The sequence below is a fragment of the Bradyrhizobium zhanjiangense genome (assembly GCF_004114935.1).
Classification (GTDB): domain Bacteria; phylum Pseudomonadota; class Alphaproteobacteria; order Rhizobiales; family Xanthobacteraceae; genus Bradyrhizobium; species Bradyrhizobium zhanjiangense.
The window spans coordinates 1,660,757-1,677,495 of sequence record NZ_CP022221.1; the positions used below are offsets into that span (position 1 = coordinate 1,660,757).

18 protein-coding genes and 1 pseudogene are annotated in these 16,739 nt (G+C 65.4%); 8 read left to right on the forward strand and 11 right to left on the reverse strand.

Translation table 11 applies throughout. The annotated features are described in order from the left end of the window. Window positions 1-186 (forward strand): hypothetical protein, encoded by a 186-nt coding sequence (locus XH85_RS46140; RefSeq protein WP_245473477.1) that lies wholly within the window; start codon window positions 1-3, stop codon window positions 184-186. Window positions 187-259: 73 nt separating this feature from the next. On the opposite strand, the gene uvrB is transcribed toward XH85_RS46140, so the two are convergent. The 4 genes and pseudogenes from uvrB to XH85_RS07960 all read right to left on the reverse strand — a co-directional run bounded on the left by uvrB (window position 260) and on the right by XH85_RS07960 (window position 5,051). Next, a complete protein-coding gene (gene uvrB, locus XH85_RS07945) occupies window positions 260-3,211 on the reverse strand; it encodes an excinuclease ABC subunit UvrB (RefSeq protein ID WP_128931448.1) in 2,952 nt (983 codons plus the stop codon). Window positions 3,212-3,304: 93 nt separating this feature from the next. Further along, window positions 3,305-3,529, reverse strand: coding sequence for a TFIIB-type zinc ribbon-containing protein (locus XH85_RS07950; protein ID WP_128931449.1), 225 nt, complete (start codon window positions 3,527-3,529; stop codon window positions 3,305-3,307). A 49-nt stretch (window positions 3,530-3,578) separates the two neighbouring features. Continuing rightward, window positions 3,579-3,804: pseudogene (locus XH85_RS07955) on the reverse strand (hypothetical protein). Window positions 3,805-4,133: 329 nt separating this feature from the next. Continuing rightward, window positions 4,134-5,051 carry a LysR substrate-binding domain-containing protein gene (locus XH85_RS07960; protein WP_128931451.1) on the reverse strand — a complete coding sequence of 306 codons (918 nt, stop codon included), beginning with the start codon at window positions 5,049-5,051 and terminating at the stop codon, window positions 4,134-4,136. Window positions 5,052-5,244: 193 nt separating this feature from the next. Between XH85_RS07960 and XH85_RS07965 the strand changes: the two genes are divergently transcribed. The 3 genes from XH85_RS07965 to XH85_RS07975 all read left to right on the forward strand — a co-directional run bounded on the left by XH85_RS07965 (window position 5,245) and on the right by XH85_RS07975 (window position 7,070). Continuing rightward, window positions 5,245-6,024: a sulfite exporter TauE/SafE family protein gene (locus XH85_RS07965; RefSeq protein WP_128931452.1), complete on the forward strand. Its 780-nt coding sequence runs from the start codon at window positions 5,245-5,247 to the stop codon at window positions 6,022-6,024. After that, window positions 6,021-6,251 carry a hypothetical protein gene (locus XH85_RS07970; RefSeq protein WP_091886673.1) on the forward strand — a complete coding sequence of 77 codons (231 nt, stop codon included), beginning with the start codon at window positions 6,021-6,023 and terminating at the stop codon, window positions 6,249-6,251. The genes XH85_RS07965 and XH85_RS07970 overlap by 4 nt, the downstream gene beginning before the upstream one ends. Window positions 6,252-6,371: 120 nt before the next feature. After that, window positions 6,372-7,070 (forward strand): glutathione S-transferase family protein, encoded by a 699-nt coding sequence (locus XH85_RS07975; protein WP_164940247.1) that lies wholly within the window; start codon window positions 6,372-6,374, stop codon window positions 7,068-7,070. A 161-nt stretch (window positions 7,071-7,231) separates the two neighbouring features. Here the strand turns inward: XH85_RS07975 and XH85_RS46145 are convergent, their stop codons facing one another. Then, window positions 7,232-7,447 (reverse strand): cysteine-rich CWC family protein, encoded by a 216-nt coding sequence (locus XH85_RS46145; RefSeq protein WP_128931454.1) that lies wholly within the window; start codon window positions 7,445-7,447, stop codon window positions 7,232-7,234. Window positions 7,448-7,561: 114 nt separating this feature from the next. Here XH85_RS46145 and XH85_RS07985 point away from each other — a divergent pair, with 114 nt between their 5' ends. The 3 genes from XH85_RS07985 (at window position 7,562) to hmuQ (ending at window position 10,834) form a co-directional block, all read left to right on the forward strand. Continuing rightward, window positions 7,562-9,115 carry a DUF1800 domain-containing protein gene (locus XH85_RS07985; RefSeq protein ID WP_164940246.1) on the forward strand — a complete coding sequence of 518 codons (1,554 nt, stop codon included), beginning with the start codon at window positions 7,562-7,564 and terminating at the stop codon, window positions 9,113-9,115. Next, window positions 9,112-10,335, forward strand: a complete 1,224-nt coding sequence (locus XH85_RS07990) for a DUF1501 domain-containing protein (RefSeq protein WP_128931456.1) — start codon at window positions 9,112-9,114, stop codon at window positions 10,333-10,335. Before XH85_RS07985 ends, XH85_RS07990 begins: the two co-directional genes overlap by 4 nt. A gap of 175 nt (window positions 10,336-10,510) precedes the next feature. Beyond that, entirely contained in the window at window positions 10,511-10,834 is a 324-nt protein-coding gene (hmuQ, locus tag XH85_RS07995) for a heme-degrading protein HmuQ (RefSeq protein ID WP_128931457.1), read from the forward strand. Between the two features lie 14 nt (window positions 10,835-10,848). Here the strand turns inward: hmuQ and XH85_RS08000 are convergent, their stop codons facing one another. From XH85_RS08000 to XH85_RS08020, 6 genes are all read right to left on the reverse strand, one after another. Further along, the gene (locus XH85_RS08000; RefSeq protein WP_128931458.1) at window positions 10,849-11,790 is read right to left on the reverse strand and encodes an aldo/keto reductase; all 942 of its coding nucleotides are present in this window, start codon (window positions 11,788-11,790) and stop codon (window positions 10,849-10,851) included. A gap of 253 nt (window positions 11,791-12,043) precedes the next feature. Further along, window positions 12,044-12,499: a GNAT family N-acetyltransferase gene (locus XH85_RS08005; protein WP_128931459.1), complete on the reverse strand. Its 456-nt coding sequence runs from the start codon at window positions 12,497-12,499 to the stop codon at window positions 12,044-12,046. 298 nt (window positions 12,500-12,797) lie between these two features. Next, window positions 12,798-13,610 (reverse strand): PAS-domain containing protein, encoded by an 813-nt coding sequence (locus tag XH85_RS08010; protein WP_128931460.1) that lies wholly within the window; start codon window positions 13,608-13,610, stop codon window positions 12,798-12,800. Window positions 13,611-13,738: 128 nt separating this feature from the next. Next, complete coding sequence (locus tag XH85_RS08015) at window positions 13,739-13,897, reverse strand: hypothetical protein (protein WP_091886648.1); 159 nt, start codon at window positions 13,895-13,897, stop codon at window positions 13,739-13,741. Between the two features lie 73 nt (window positions 13,898-13,970). After that, window positions 13,971-14,147, reverse strand: a complete 177-nt coding sequence (locus tag XH85_RS44785) for a hypothetical protein (protein WP_164934664.1) — start codon at window positions 14,145-14,147, stop codon at window positions 13,971-13,973. Window positions 14,148-14,306: 159 nt separating this feature from the next. After that, window positions 14,307-14,957 carry a glutathione S-transferase family protein gene (locus XH85_RS08020; protein ID WP_128931461.1) on the reverse strand — a complete coding sequence of 217 codons (651 nt, stop codon included), beginning with the start codon at window positions 14,955-14,957 and terminating at the stop codon, window positions 14,307-14,309. Between the two features lie 553 nt (window positions 14,958-15,510). Here XH85_RS08020 and XH85_RS08030 point away from each other — a divergent pair. Next, window positions 15,511-16,713, forward strand: coding sequence for a pyridoxal phosphate-dependent aminotransferase (locus tag XH85_RS08030; protein ID WP_091887068.1), 1,203 nt, complete (start codon window positions 15,511-15,513; stop codon window positions 16,711-16,713). Window positions 16,714-16,739 lie beyond the last annotated feature (26 nt).

The following is a 16,739-nucleotide window of genomic DNA, read 5'->3' on the forward strand; positions in this document are numbered from 1 at the left end:
GTGACCCTTGGCCCAAGCTTCCCGGCCTTCTTCAAGACCGTCTACGAGCCAAAATTCTTCGAGGCCCATCTGTCGCTGTCCGACAAGATCACCGCCTGGCGCACCCAGCCCATCGCCTCGCTCCAGCTCGTGACCATCATGCTGCTGCTGTCGGTGATGGCCGTGGTGACGTCGAGCGTGGGGTAATCTCTCCTCGTCATTCCGGGGCGCCGCAAAGCGGCGAGCCCGGAATCCATAGCCACCACTCGCGCGGATGCGCCTACCTCTTCTTCCACCCGCCCCGTCGCCCCGGCGCCCCGCCCGTCGACTTCGGCGCCGGCCCGAACTCCGGACCCGACTGCCGCGAGTCCGTCGGCTGGATGATCCGGCTGGTGCTGCCGAACGGCTTTGACGGCAGTGTCGGGCTCGCGCGGTAGGGCAGCGATTCCGGGCCGTGCATCTCGTCGAGATGCGGCTTGTGCACGCGTGAGCCCTTGCCGCCGCCGGCCTTGAGCGCCGTTGCGGCGCTCTTGTTCTTCATCGCGCTGACCGGGAGGTTGGCAGCGTCGCCGTATTTCTTCGCTCCGGCGTAGGCGCCGGCCTTGCCCTGCACGGCCCGCTGCTTGGCGGTGGGATCGTCGACCACGGCGAGCTCGGTGGCGCGCAGGCGCTTGACTTCGTCGCGCAGGCGCGCGGCTTCCTCGAAGTTCAGATCGGCGGCGGCCTCGCGCATGCGGGTCTCGAGATCGGCGAGCACCGCCTCGAAATTGTGGCCGATCGAGATGACGTCGTCGGTCATGTCGTGGCCGCCGACCTCGACCAGCACGTGATCGCGCTCGTAGACCGAGTTGAGGATGTCGCCGATCTGCTTCTTCACGCTCTCCGGCGTGATGCCGTTGGCGGTGTTGTACTCGACCTGCTTCTCGCGGCGACGGTTGGTCTCGGCGATGGCGCGCTCCATCGAGCCGGTCATCTGGTCGGCGTAGAGGATCACTTTGCCGTCGACGTTGCGCGCGGCGCGGCCGATGGTCTGGATCAGCGAGGTCTCGCTGCGCAGAAAGCCTTCCTTGTCGGCGTCGAGAATGGCGACCAGCGCGCATTCGGGAATGTCGAGGCCTTCGCGCAAGAGGTTGATGCCGACCAGCGCGTCGAAGGCGCCGAGGCGGAGATCCCTGATGATCTCGATGCGTTCGATGGTGTCGATGTCGGAGTGCATGTAGCGGACGCGAATGCCCTGCTCGTGCAGATATTCGGTGAGGTCCTCCGCCATGCGCTTGGTCAGCACGGTGATCAGCGAGCGATAGCCGGCCTGCGCAGTGGCGCGGACCTCGCCGACGAGATCGTCGACCTGGGTGCGGGCGGGGCGGATGTCCACCGGAGGATCAATCAGCCCGGTGGGGCGGATCACCTGCTCGACGAATACGCCGCCGCTCTCGTTCAGCTCCCAGCCGCTCGGCGTCGCCGACACCGCGATGGTCTGCGGCCGCATCATGTCCCACTCCTCGAAGCGCAAGGGGCGGTTGTCCATGCAGGAGGGCAGGCGGAAGCCGTATTCGGCGAGCGTCGCCTTGCGGCGGAAGTCGCCGCGGAACATGGCGCCGATCTGCGGGATGGTGACGTGGCTCTCGTCGGCGAAGATCAGGGCGTTGTCGGGCACGTATTCGAACAGTGTCGGCGGCGGCTCGCCGGGGCGGCGGCCGGTGAGGTAGCGCGAATAGTTCTCGATGCCGGCGCAGCTTCCGGTCGCCTCCATCATCTCGAGGTCGAAAGTGGTGCGCTGCTCCAGCCGCTGCGCCTCCAGAAGACGTCCCTGATCGTGGAGCTGATCCAGCCGCTGCTTCAATTCGAACTTGATCGACTTGATCGCCTGAACCAGCGTCGGGCGCGGCGTCACATAGTGCGAGTTGGCGTACATCTTGATGAACTCGAGCTCGTCCTGCTTGTGGCCGGTGAGTGGATCGAACTCCTCGATGTTCTCGATGGTGTCGCCGAATAGGTTCACGCGCCAGGCGCGGTCCTCATAGTGCGCGGGGAAGATGTCGATGACGTCGCCGCGGACGCGAAACGTGCCGCGGGTGAAATCCGCCTGGGTGCGCTTGTACTGGAGCGCGACGAGGTCGGCGATGAGCTGGCGCTGGTCGATGCGCTCGCCCTTCTTCAGCGCGAACGTCATCGCGGTGTAGGTTTCGACCGAGCCGATACCGTAGATGCAGGACACCGACGCGACGATGATGACGTCGTCGCGTTCGAGCAGCGCGCGCGTCGCCGAGTGGCGCATGCGGTCGATCTGCTCGTTGATCGAGGAATCCTTCTCGATATAGGTGTCGGTGCGCGGGACGTAAGCTTCCGGCTGGTAATAGTCGTAGTAGGAGACGAAATACTCGACCGCGTTATCCGGGAAGAAATTCTTGAACTCGCCATAGAGCTGGGCCGCGAGTGTCTTGTTCGGCGCCAGGATCAGGGCAGGGCGCTGCGTCGCCTCGATCACCTTGGCCATCGTGTAAGTCTTGCCCGAGCCGGTGACGCCGAGCAGCACCTGCGAACGGTCGTGGCGATTGACGCCCTCGACGAGCTCGGCAATCGCGGTCGGCTGGTCGCCCTTGGGCTCATATTCAGACTTGATCTCGAAGCGCACGCCGCCTTCGGATTTTTCCGGGCGCGGCGGCCGGTGCGGCGTCCAGACCCGCATCGAGCCATCGTCCTTGCGGAATTCCGGGCGGCCCTCGCGGATCAGCGCCTCCAGCGCATCCGCGGTGGCCTTGACGCCCAGTGCCTCCATCTTGGAGCGCGGTGGCCGCGCCAGCGCCTCGGCATCGTCCTCTTCAGTGGGAAGGCCGAGCTGACGTGCCAATTCCGGATCGAGTTTGGGGATCGTGGCCGAGGTTCCGTAATTGGCCTGCGGCGCTTCGTCGAAGCCTTCGGTGGACGCCCCCGGCGGCATCGGCTTTACAGTGGGCTTGGCCGTATCCTGCGGAAACTCCTTCGGCGTCGAGGCGCGCGCGCGATGCGCGGCGGCTTCGCCCCCGGCGCGGCGATCGCGCGAATTGTCCGGCGGCGGCTGCAGGCCGGTGCCCGATCCCAGGCCCGCATCGCCGCGATTGATCGCGGGATTGAGCAGCTCGGCCAGCGCCGGCCCGATCGGCTGCACATCGGGACGATGCGCCTTCGAGTTCGGGGCCTTGGTCTTCGGGGATTTGCCGGATTTTTCGGAGGATGCAGGTTTCTTCGCCATGGGGCGAATATGGGACGAGTCCGCCCCGCGATAAAGGGCGAATGGCCGTCGTCATGCAGCCTGCTGACAGCAGGCTGGCAGCAGCCTCGAGGCTCACACCGCCGGCCGCGGCCCCTCGTCGTCCTCGCCCGCCTGATGCGGCCTCAGGATGTCGAGATGGATGCCGCCGCAATCGGGGCAGCGCATGGTCCAGTACTCGCATCCGGCGCGACCGCCGATCACACGCAGCACCATTAGATCGCCGTCGCATTCCGGGCAGTTGGACAGCACGGCGCGGGCATAGATCCGCGGCCGTCCGTCGGCTTCGATGATTGACATGACCGGTTCCCACGCCGCCCTGTCGCTGGTCCGTTGCAGACCCGCTCGTCTATTCGTCGTCGCTATCGGGCCCGCCGGCGGAAGCGATCGATGTGGTGCTTGGCATCGGCAATCGCGGCGTCGCGATCAGGCCAGGCGAAGCCGACTTCCATGGCCGGAAACAGCACGCCGTCGATGGCAACCGGGCTGAAATCGGCGCGCCGGATGCGGGCGTGCCACAGTCCCTTGCCAGCTTCGAAGGATTCGATGTCAAAGCCGTCGTAAAGGGTCGTCATTCTATAGGTCCCACTTTTCTTTTCGGAGGGTCAGGGGACCACATTTGCGAATTTCAGGATGTGAGGCCGTTCACAAGCCGCGGGGCTTTTTTGCCTGACGCATAAAAGACGCCCGGTTCCGTACGGTTGGTGCGCTCCCTCCCCCGCTTGCGGGGGAGGGTTGGGGAGAGGGTGTTTCCGCAGAGAGATTCCCAGTGTGGAGAGAGCCCTCACCCGCCGCGCGCGGGACGATGCTTCGCATCGCCCGGAGCGCGTCGGCCTCTCCCGCAAGCGGGAGAGGCGGGAGTCCGTGGCACCAATTGACCAAAGTGCATACGGGCAGCTGACGCTCAGTTCCGCGCCGCAGCACGGCCGATCCGCCGCACCGGACGCGCCGCCGGTTCCGACGCCGTGCGCATGATCCAGCGGCGAAACGCGGCGAAGTCGCGCTGCTCGGTCTGGAAACTGCGATAGAGCAGGTACCAGCGCATGCCCTTGGGCACTGAGAGATCGAACGGCGCCACCAGCCGTCCGGCGGCGAGGTCGTCGTCGATATAGGGCCGGATGCCCATGGCGATGCCGAGCCCGTCGGCGGCGGCCTGGAGCGCCTGGCCGTAGAACTGGAACTCAGGCCCGCGCGCGCTGATGCGCGCCAGGCTCGCGGCCTTGAGCCAGAGCGGCCAGTCCTCCGGCGAATGCGCGACGCGGATCAGGCTCGGTCCCCTCAGATCGGCCGGCCGCTTCAGGCCGCTCGCAAGGCGCGGCACGCAGACCGGCGTGAGGTCGCCGGCGAACAGCGGCTCGGCGACGAGGCCGGGCCAGTCGCCGGTGCCGAGCTTGATGCCGCAGCTCCAGTCCTCGCCAAATGGCACCGAGGCGCCGCCGGTGGTGAAGCGCACCTCGATATCAGGCTCCTCGCTGCGAAATTCCGACAGACGTGGGATCAGCCAGCGCATCGCAAAGGTGTGGCCGACGCCGATGGTGAGCACGCGCATGCTGGAGGGCGCGGTCACCTGCGCGGTGAGGCTCGCCAGCGCATCGAAGATCGGCGTCAGACCGCTCTGATAGGCACGGCCGGCCTGCGTCAGCACGAGCTTGTTGGCCTTGCGCTCGAACAGCGCGAGGCCGAGCCGCTGTTCCAGCAGATGCACCATGCGGCTGACGGCAGCCGCCGAGACGTTGAGCTCGACGCCGGCCGCGGCAAAGCTGCCGGTCCGCGCCGCCGCCTCGAATGCCTTGATGCCGTTGAGAAACAGCAGCCGCCGCAAATGCCCCACCCTCAGGAAAGCTGATGCCAGGCCAAGATAACTCAGTTTGCGAAGGAAGGGCAAGCGAGGCACGTTCTCTTCGCCTCTCCCCCGCGTGCGGGGAGAGGCGACGCGCGCCGAGCGATGCGAAGCATCGTCCGAAGCGCGGCGCAAGCAGCCTGCGTCCCTTACCAGCCGACAGGAGACTCCCTTCGTGACGTCCATCATGATCGCTGCCCTCGGATTGCTGATGGTCGCCACAGCGTTCCTATCCGGGCTGTTCGGCATGGCGGGCGGGCTGATCCTGATCGGCGTGCTCTTGGCCTTGATGCCGCTGCCGACCGCGATGGTGCTGCATGCGATCACGCAGATGGCCTCGAACGGCTGGCGCGCATTGCTCTGGCGGACGCATATCCGCTGGCGGCCGGTCGCGAACTACATGGTCGGCGCTGCCATCGCACTCGCGGCCTGGTCGCTCACCCGCTACGTGCCGGACAAGCCGATGGCGCTGCTGCTGCTCGGCATCACCCCGTTCATGGCGCGCCTGCTGCCCGCGAACATCAAGCCGGACCCTGATAGGCTCTGGCAGGGCACGGCCTACGGCACGATCTGCATGGGATTGATGCTGATGACCGGCGTCTCCGGCCCGCTGCTCGACACCTTCTTCCTCGGCGGCGATTTCGGCCGGCGCGAGAAGGTGGCGACCAAGGCAATGTGCCAGCTCGTCAGCCATTTCACCAAGCTGGTCTATTTCGGCGGTATCATCGACCAGGCCGCGAGCCTCGATCCCGTGCTCGCCGGCGTCGCGATTGCGGCGTCCATGCTCGGCACCACGCTGGCGCGGCGCATCCTGGAAGCGATGACCGACCAGCAATTCGTGGCTTGGTCGAACAAACTGATCACCACCATCGCTTGCTACTACATGGCCTATGGCGGCTGGCTCCTGGTTCGCACACCGGTGCTGGCGGCCTTCGACAAGGGAGGTTTGCAATGAGCGAGGCCACCGATCCGCTGGTGCTGGATTTCGTCGAATGGGTCGCACGCGAACCGCGCGCCTATGCCGAGGTGATCGCGACCTGGAAGACCTCGTGCCCGCGCCTCACCATCTGGGAAGACGCCACTGAGCGCGGCTATGTCGCGCGCGAGACGGTGCCCGGAATCGGGCTGATCATCGCGGTGACGGAAGGCGGCGAGCGGCTATTGCGCGCGAACGGGCGGTGATCTCTCCACATCGTCATTGCGAGCGCAAGCGAAGCAATCCAGAATGTCCCTGCGGCGGCGGTCTGGATTGCTTCGTCGCAAGAGCTCCTCGCAATGACGGAGCGGATGGAGTTGCCTTTCATGTCACTCAAACTGTTCGAACTCGTCGGCACCGACGCCGCGCGCCCGTTCAGCCCGTATTGCTGGCGCACGCGGATGGCGCTCGCGCACAAGGGCCTGACGGCACAATCGCTGCCCTGGCGCTTCACCGAGAAGAGCGCGATCGCGCCGCACGGCTCGGAGAAAGTCCCGGTGCTGCTGCATCACGACAAGCCCGTGGTCGATTCCTGGATCATCGCGAACTATCTCGAAGACAATTTTCCGGATCGTCCGTCGTTGTTTGGCGGCGAGGGCGGTCGCGCCATGGCGCGCATGATCAATGCCTTCGGCGATATCGCCATCGTCGGCGGCATCTTTCCGCTGATCGTCGCCGACATTCCGAACAACCTCGCCGAGGTCGATGCCGCCTATTTCCGCCAGTCGCGCGAGGCGCGCTTCGGCGGCAAGTCGCTGGAAGAGGTCATGGCCAACCGCGACACCGGCGTGGTCGCGTTCCGCAGGTCGCTGGAGGTGATGCGGCAGACGTTGAAGAAGCAGCCCTTCATCGGCGGCGCCGCGCCGAACTATGCCGACTACATCGTGTTCGGCGGTTTTCAATGGGCGCGGGTGGTGAGCCCGTTCAAGCTGCTCGAGGCGGACGACCCGGTCTACGTCTGGCGCGAGAAATTGCTCGACGCGTTCGACGGCATGGCGCGAAAGTCGCCGGGGCATGAGGTATAAGCCTCGTAGGGTGGGCAAAGGCGCAAAGCGCCGTGCCCACCATCTCCCACACACGCAATGAAATGGTGGGCACGCTTCGCTTTGCCCACCCTACGATACTGCCGTAGCCCGGATGGAGCGAAGCGCAATCCGGGATTTGCGTTCGCGGAATGATTCCCGGATTACGCTTGCGCTCCATCCGGGCTACGCGCCTCTGCCGCCGCCTTGCGCAAACACTCCCGGCACAAACAATCCTCGCCCTCGATTGGCATCGGCAGTTTTGCCGTCTCCTCCGCGCACCAGCAATTGCCTGAGAGGTCGCAGCCGAACTCGGTGCCGCAGCGGGAGCAGGTGAGGCGGCGCGGTTCCTGCAATGAGGATTCTTGCGAATTTGTCATGATCTACGTCGAAGCTTCGCCGTCATTTTCATGTCGGGTTCATCTGTCGCTGCGGTATATTACGCGTTGCGCACGGACTCCGAAAGCGGCCCCCAACGCGCGAAGGACAGATCGATGGCCCGCGATTCGCAAGCCGCGCTTGTTGCGCTCAACCGCTTCGGCTTCGGCGCCCGCGGCGGCGCGTCCGGCGATCTCATCAACGCAGCCTCCGATCCGCGCGGTTTCGTGAAGGCAGAGCTCGCGCGCCCCCATGGCGTGCTGCTGGAAGCGCCGGGCTTGCAATCGACGCCGCAGCTGGGGCAGGCAGTGTTCGCCTATCAGGACCAGGTCAAGCAGGCGCGCGAGGCCGCGAAGGCGGCCGCTGAAGCACCGTCGACACAAGCGCCCGCCGATCAGAAGCCCGCCCTGCGCCGCAATCTCTCGCTGAACGCAGCGGCGGCGGAGGTCGCCGGCCAGATGGCGGATGCAAGACCGGCCGATCATGCGGCGAAGCCGGAGGCCATGCAGCCCAACGCCGCCGCGCCGCCTGCCGCAAAGCCCGCGCCGCAACCGCTCAACGTCATCCAGAAGACGTTTCGCGCCGAGGCGCTGGCCCGGTTGCAGCGCGCCACCCTTGCCGACTGCGGCTTCACCGAGCGTCTCGTCGTGTTCTGGTCAAACCATTTCTGCATCTCCGCCAGCAAGGGGGAGCTGGCGCGGATCTGGGCCGGCGCGTTCGAGCGCGAGGCGATCAGGCCGCACGTGCTCGGGTGCTTCGCCGATATGCTGAGGGCGGCCGAGCAGCATCCGGCGATGCTGTTCTTCCTCGACAACCAGCAATCGCTCGGACCGGATTCGCGCGCCGGGCAAAACCGCAAGCGCGGGCTGAACGAAAATCTGGCGCGCGAGATCATGGAGCTGCATACGCTCGGCGTTGGCGGCGGCTATACGCAGGACGACGTCACCTCGCTCGCGCGCATTATCACCGGCTGGACCTTTGCCGGACGGCAGGGACAATTAGGAGTGCCTGGCTCCTTCGTGTTCAACGTCAATGCGCATCAGCCCGGGTCGCAGATACTGCTCGGCAAGACGTACGCTCAGGCGGGCCTCGCGCAGGGCGAGGCCGCGCTCGCCGACATCGCGCGCCATGCCTCGACCGCGAATTTCATCGCCACCAAATTGGTCCGTCACTTCGTCGCCGATGATCCGCCGCCTACTCTGGTTGCGCGGTTGCGCGACATCTTCGTCAAGACCGACGGCGACCTGAAGGCGCTTGCCATGGCGCTGGTCGATTCCGATGAAGCGTGGAAAGCGCCGCTGACCAAGATGCGCTCGCCGTACGATTTCCTGGTTGCCAGCGGCCGGCTGCTCGCGCGCGTGCCGGAGGATCCCGGCACCTATCTGAACAATCTGAACTTGCTCGGCCAACCCCTGTGGTCGCCGGCGGGACCGAACGGTTTCCCTGACACCAGCGCCGCCTGGGCCGCGCCCGAAGGCATGAAGCTGCGGCTCGACATCGCGGCGCAGATGGGGGCGCGGCTCGGCAACAACATCGATCCGCTCGACCTCCTGGAATTCGCGGCTGCGGACGCGGCCTCCATCGAGACACGGCGAACCATCGAGCGCGCGGAGTCGCGGCAGCAGGCGCTGGCGCTGCTGTTGATGTCACCGGAAATGCAGCGGAGATGACGATGATCGACTGCGTCGAGAACCGGCTCCTCACCTCGCGCCGAGGACTCCTGCTCGGCGGCGCCTCCTTCGCGGCCTGGGCTTATCTGCCCAAATTTGCCCGCGCTGCCGACGGGCGCGATCCGCGCCTGGTCGTGGTGATCCTGCGCGGCGCGCTTGACGGGCTTTCGACCGTCGCCCCGATCGGCGACCCCGATTACGCCGGCCTGCACGGCTCGATCGCGCTCACGGCTGATGGTACGCATCCCGCGATCATGCTCGACTCGTTCTTCGCGCTGCATCCGGCGATGCCGGAGTTTTCCCGCATGTATCGCGAGATGCACGCCGCGGTGATCCACGCGGTCGCAACACCGTATCGCGATCGTTCGCATTTCGACGGCCAGGACGTGCTCGAGAGCGGCTATGCCGGCCCGGGCCGGGTGCAATCCGGCTGGCTCAATCGCGCGCTGGAAGCGCTGCCGCGCGGCGAGCGGGTATCGAGCGGGCTTGCCGTCGGCCCGACCACGCCGCTGGTGCTGCGCGGCAATGCACCGACCGTCGGCTGGGCGCCGGTCGCCCTGCCGCAGGCCGACGACGACACCGCGATGCGCCTCGTCGAGCTCTACCGCCATCGCGATCCCGTGCTGGCGACGGCTTTGTCGCAAGGCCTCCAGCTCGACAAGGCTGCAAGCGGCGACGACATGAAGCCGAAACGCGGCAATGCAGCCGCGCAGATGCGGCAGGTGGCGCGCGGCGCGGCAAAGCTGATGGCCGCCGACGACGGTCCGCGCATCGCCGCGCTCACCTTCGACGGCTGGGACACACACGCCAATGAAGGCGGCCCGGTGGGGCCTCTCGCCTTCCTGCTCGGCGGGCTCGACGGCGCGCTCGCCGAATTTGAAAACGGGCTCGGCGCGCGCTGGCGCGACGCTGTGGTCGTCGTCGCCACCGAGTTCGGCCGCACCGCGCGCATCAACGGCACCGACGGCACCGATCACGGCACGGGAACGATAGCGCTGCTCGCCGGCGGCGCCGTGAAGGGCGGCCGCGTCATCTCGGACTGGCCGGGCCTCAAACTCGCCAACCTCCATGAAGGGCGCGATCTCAAGCCCACCACGGATCTGCGCTCCGTGATCAAGGGCGTGCTGCAGGGGCAATTTGGGCTCTCGGATCGCGTGCTGGCGGAGGCGGTGTTCCCGGATAGCGTCGCAGCACGGCCGATGAAGGGATTGGTGGCTTAACAACTGCCGTCGTCATTCCGGGGTGCGCGTGGCGCGAGCTATGATGCGCAATTGCGCATCTAAGAATGAATCCATTCCTCCACCGGTTCTGTCGCAAAATGGATTCCGGGCCCGCGCCTTGCGGCGCGTCCCGGAATGACGACATGATGAGCCGAGCATCAGGAGAACCGCCGCCATGTACATCGCCATGAACCGCTTCCGCGTCGCCAAGGGCTCCGAGTCCGCGTTCGAGCAGGTCTGGCTCACGCGCGACACGCATCTGGACAAGGTGCCGGGCTTCGTCGAATTCCATCTGTTGAAGGGCCCCGAGCTCGAGGACCACACGCTGTATGCCTCGCACACTGTCTGGGCGAATTATGCGGCGTTCGAGGCGTGGACCAAGTCGGAGGCGTTTCGCGCGGCGCACCACAAGGCGGGCGATAATAAGCCGCTTTATCTCGGCCATCCCCAATTCGAAGGTTTTGAGGTGATGCAGACGGTGGGACGCGGCGCGAAGTAGCGCCGCCGCAAAGATCAGCCCTGCGTGATCTTGTCGATCTCCACCATCTCCTCCGCGCTGAGCTTCCACCCGATCGCCTTGACATTCTCCTCGACCTGCTCGACGCGGGTGGCGCCGGCGATCACGCTCGACACTTGCGGTCGCGCGGCGAGCCAGGAGAAGGCGAGCTCGAGCATGCTGTGCCCGCGTGTTTTGGCGAAGGCCGTGAGCTTCTCGACGATGTCCTCGTTGCGCGGCGTGACGTAGCGGTCGCGCAGCCGCGGCACCTTGCCGAAGCGGGTATCATCAGGCGCGGCCTCGCCCCTTCGGTATTTGCCGGTCAGAAGTCCGCTTGCGAGCGGGAAGAACGGCAATAGCCCGAGCTTGTATTCCGTTGCTGCCGGCAACAGATCTTTCTCGATGTCGCGCACGAGAAGGGAATATTCGTCCTGGCAGGAGACGAAGCGGCTGAGATTCATCGCGCGTGCGACGTACTCCGCCTCTGCGACGCGCCAGGCCGGAAAGTTCGAATTGCCGATGTAGCGGACTTTGCCCTGCCGGACGAGATCGTCGAGGGCGCGCAGGCTCTCCTCGATCGGCGTCAGCGGATCGTAATCGTGCTGCTGGTAGAGGTCGATGTAGTCGGTCTTGAGCCGTCTCAGGCTCGCCTCGACCGCGTTCATGATGTAACGGCGCGAGGCACCCTGCTTGGTGCCGTCCTCCGCCATCGGCTTCGAATATTTCGTCGCCAGCACGATATCCTTGCGGCGGTCGCCCAGCACGGTGCCGAGCACCGTCTCCGAGCCGCCCATGCTCGAATAGATGTCGGCAGTGTCGAACAGCGTGATGCCGAGATCGAGCGCGCGATGGATCACCTTGCGCGAGGTCTCCAGATCTGTGCGCTGGCCGAAATTGTTGCAGCCGAGCCCGACCGCAGAGACGCGCAGGCCGGAGGCGCCGAGATTGCGAATGTCCATGGGAGATCCTGTCAGATGAGCCGCGGCGCATTCTGACCACGGCGCCCCCCATCAGCAAGCCGCTCGCCGCGCTGCTGCCATGCCCATGAGGCGGACAAAAAAATGCGGCCCCTGTCAGACGCGGCGACTGACGGGGACCGCTTGGGGCGCTTGATCGGTGACGGGGGGGCCTGATCAGACGCAGGCGCGAGCGTAGCCCTGCTATGTTACGCGAGGGTGACAGTGGGACTTATCCACAGGGTGTGGAGAGGAATCAGAACAGCTTGCGGTAGACGATGAATCCGGAGCGCTCGGCGACCTTGTCGTACAGGCGCTGCGCCGTGAAATTGGTCTCGTGCGTCTGCCAGTAGACGCGCGGCGACCCCGCCAGTTTCGCCCGTTCATACACACCATGGATCAGCGCGGAGCCGACGCCCTTGCCGCGCACAACCTCGCGCGTGAACAAATCCTGCAAATAGCAGGACGGTTCGATCGCCGTGGTGCTGCGATGGAAAAGATAGTGCGTCAGTCCAAGCAATTGGCCATCGCTCTCGGCGACCAGCGCGTGCATCGGCTCGTAGGCGTCGAAGAAACGCTGCCACGTCATGCGCGTGATCTCGGGCGCAAGCGCGGTCGGACCCGAACGGCCGTAGAAGGCATTGTAGCCGTCCCACAGCGGCAGCCATTGATCGTAGTCCTGTTTGGTGACGGCTCGAATGGTGAGGGACATGTGAATTTCCGCGATCGATGAAGGATACTTCATACCCATGACGGGCTTGCTGATCAATTTGTCTCGCGAGTCGGATGGACATTCAGTCGTGGCGACAGCTTGCCTTGCCCCTCACCCGGATCGCTTGCGCGATCCGACCTCTCCAAGCAGAAGGGCGGGGAGAGGTAGAGATATCGGCACAGTCGAAAGTGAGGTGCGCACCGGCTTCTCGCTCCCTCGCCCCGTTCTTACGGGGAGACGGTGGGGTGAGGGGCTGTATCCGCGAGCGCCGGCGTACGATGCGCGCACGTTGCCGCGCCTACTCCGCAACGCGGAGATAGCTCATCAGCCTTCGGTTCGCGGGATCGCGCAGCGAGCGATAGTAGTCGGCGCTCGCCGGCGCATCGGTGTGGCGCACGAGGTCGGTCACCGGCGTGTAGCTCAGCATGCGGCCGCCGTCGGGCAGCGCGGTGCAGACGAAACGCAGCACCTCGCCGTTGCGCAAGGCAATGCTGATCGGCGTGGCATCGCCGATCCGCACCATCTCCATGCGCTGGGCGATGAAGGTGCCGAGTTCGTCCTCGGGCAGCTCGAACGCGCCGGTGTCGCGGCCGTGATACATCAGCGCGATGAAGGGCGGCTTGCCGTCGGCGATCTGGTCCGGCACCGCAAAATATTCGCGGAACGCGCGGTTGATGAATTCGGCCCGCGTCTCAGCATCGAGCAGCACGACGCCGATATCGATCTGGTCGAGCGCGGCCGACAGGCGTGCGGCGGTGGCGTGGCTCTGGCGCTCGGCCGCGAACGTGCCGAGCATCCGCGCGCGCATCAGGCCGGTGATGCCAGCGGTGCCGGCAACCGTGATTGCCAGGAGGCCGAGCCGGACCAGATCCGCGTTGCCATAGCCGGAGACGCCGTGATGGTTGAGGAAGAGCAGTGCCGCGCCGATCACCGCGACGGCTGCACTGGTCATGGCCGAGGCGAGGCCCGACAGCGCGCCGGCAAGCGCCACGAGGCAGACCAGCAGCGGCGCAGGCGAGGGAGTGGGGACGAAGCGATCGAAGAGCATCGCCAGCAGCAGGGTCGCTGCCGTCAGCACCGGACCGGAGATCGCGCGCCATCCGAACCGCATGGGCCAGTCTCGCTCCTCCCCCACGAGGTAAGACCGCAACACTGACGGATAGTTGCGCCGATGCGATGCGATTTCGCGCGATGCGCTTAATGGGCGCTTGCGGCGGAGCGCAAATCTTTCGGATGATTTTAGACCAAGTGCGCGTGCCTGAGGCGCTGTTGCAGCGCGGGCGCATTCAGCGTCGAGCTGCCCGAGCTCTTGCGCATGCCGGTGAAAATCAACAGCGATGCCGCGACCAGGATGGCCGCAGTCAGAGTGATCGCAACGACTACCACAGGTGACTTCATCGACGTCCTGTCGCAATGCCGGTCGGCGCGGGCCGCACGGCGCCTTGAAGGCTGGTCCAGGATGAAACGGGAATCAGATCGGCAGGCCCATCGCCATGGTCGCCTTGGTCGACATCACCGTCAGAGTGACGATCAGGCACAGCGAGAGTGCGGCGACGGCGAGCGAGGCCGCGACCGCGTTGGTCAGCCGGGAAGACGCGACGGTGGCGGATTGGCCCTGAAAGCCTGCCGTGCCGGACGCCCGAATCATGGGTCTAAATCCCTCAACACGCGAGCGAATCACCCGCGACTTTCCACAATTTCCCAGTTTCAACCGGCAATATTGCGGCGGCTGTCGCGCCGAAAGCGGCGACATTGCGGCAAGGGCGGTCCTTATGCCCACTATTTGCCGGAGCGGGGGGCAGGCCTGTCAGGCGCCCGCGGCAATGCTGGCGGGGTCGTCGATGTCGGCCGGGCGCCAGTCCATCGTCACGAAGCCGGGCGCAGCTTCCACGCGCTTCAGCCAGTCCCGGACCGCTGGGAAAGTCGAAAGATCGAAGTCGCAGCGGTCGGCGAGATGGGTGTAGCCATAGAGCGCGATATCGGCGACCGTGAGCTGGCGGGCGGCGAAATAGGCGTTGGTCTTGAGGTGGTTCTCCATCACCTGGAGCGCGCCATAGCCGCGCTCCATCCAATCCTCCAGCGAATGGGTCTGCAGATCGCGGCCGCCCTTGACCAGCGACAGCCAGAAATAGGCCGCGCCGATGTTGGGTTCGAGCGCGTGCTGCTCGAAGAACATCCACTGCAGCGCCTCGGCGCGGTCGATGCGGTTCTCCGGCGCGAGCGGCGTGCCGACGGCAACGTACCAGAGGATGGCGTTGGACTCGGCGAGATAGCGGTCGTTCCCGACCTCGAGCAGCGGCACCTGGCCGGACGGGTTCTTCGACAGAAAGTCCGGCGTGCGGCTCTCGCCGCGCAGAATGTCGATCTCGATGGCCTCATAGGGCACGTTGAGCAGCGCCAGCGCAAGGCGGACCTTGTAGCTGTTGCCGGAGCGCTGCATCGAATAGAGCTTGTACATTCTGGGAGTTCGTTTCCGAGGATGGGAAGGCGCGGCGCTGGCTGCCCTGCAGCGCGGCTAGACAATGATGCCGATGCGAATCCGCCGCAAGAGCCGGCCCATAGAAAAACTCGAAAACCCTACCGCACTGCAACGCCACGGAAGATCATTTCCGCGCGACCGTGCAACCGAGATCACGCTTGCGTCAGCACACCAATGCGTTGCTCCGCGCAATCGTGAAGTCCGCGGACGACCGTATGCATCGGGTTTAGGGCGCTAGTGCTTCCGCGTTGTCATGGCCGGGCATAGCCGACCGAAGGACGCCATCGCTTCCGATGCCCGGGACCCGGCTATCAATTGCTCCGAGGACAAGCCTTGCCGGATATGAGGAATTTGGCCGGCAAAGTTGCGGAACATTGCGGTCAATCGCGCCTCGAAACGCGGGAAATCCGCAAACTTTTGCCGGATCGGGCCGAAGTTTCTTGCGGTGCAGCGGCTCACGTTTTAGGGTGGCTCATTCCCACAATCAGAGTCGTGAGGCCGAGGGCTTCACGACGCTTGTCAGGAGATGACGATGTCCTTCCTTGCCGCTGCGCTCGACCGTGTGAAGCCGTCCGCGACCATCGCGGTCACGGATAAAGCACGCGCGCTGAAAGCGGCGGGCCGCAACGTCATCGGCTTAGGTGCCGGCGAGCCCGACTTCGACACGCCCGCCAACATCAAGCTGGCGGCGATCCGCGCCATCGAGGCCGGCAAGACCAAGTACACCGCGGTCGACGGCATCCCCGAGCTGAAGGAAGCCATCATCGGCAAGTTTCAGCGCGAGAACGGCGTCGCCTACAAGCCGAACCAGATCATCGTCGGCACCGGCGGCAAGCAAGTGCTCTACAACGCGCTGATGGCGACCATCAATCCGGGCGACGAGGTGATCATTCCCGCGCCCTATTGGGTCAGCTATCCTGAAATGGTGGCGCTTGCCGGCGGCGAGCCGGTGCCGGTGGTCTGCACCGCCGCGACCGGCTTCAAGCTCCAGGCCGAGGCGCTGGAGCGCGCGATCACGCCGAAGACCAAATGGGTGATCCTGTGCTCGCCGTCGAATCCGACGGGAGCTGCCTACACCAAGTCCGAACTGAAGGCGCTCACCGACGTGCTGCTCAGGCATCCCCATGTTTGGGTGATGACCGACGATATGTACGAGCATCTCGTCTATGACGACTTCCAGTTCACCACCGTCGCGCAGGTCGAGCCGAAACTCTACGACCGCACGCTCACCGTGAACGGCGTGTCGAAGGCCTATTGCATGACCGGCTGGCGCATCGGCTATGCCGGTGGCCCGGCGCAGCTGATCAAGGCGATGTCGACCATCCAGTCGCAGTCGACCTCGAACCCGTCGTCGATTGCGCAATGGGCGGCGGTCGAAGCGCTGAACGGTCCGCAGGACTTCATCCCCGCCAACAACAAGGTGTTCAAGGAGCGCCGCGATCTCGTCGTCTCCATGCTCAACCAGGCCAAGGGCATCGAGTGCCCGCGGCCCGAAGGCGCGTTCTACGTCTATCCGTCCTGCGCCGGCACGATCGGCAAGACCGCGCCGTCGGGCAAGGTGATCGATAATGACGAGACGTTCGTCACCGAGCTCCTGGAGACCGAAGGCGTCGCCGTGGTGCAGGGCTCGGCCTTCGGCCTCGGACCTGCGTTCCGCATCTCCTATGCGACCAAGACCTCCGACCTCGAAGACGCCTGCAAGCGCATCCAGCGCTTCTGCGGCAATCTGCGGTAAGCCTGTCGCGACAGTGCAAATTGAAA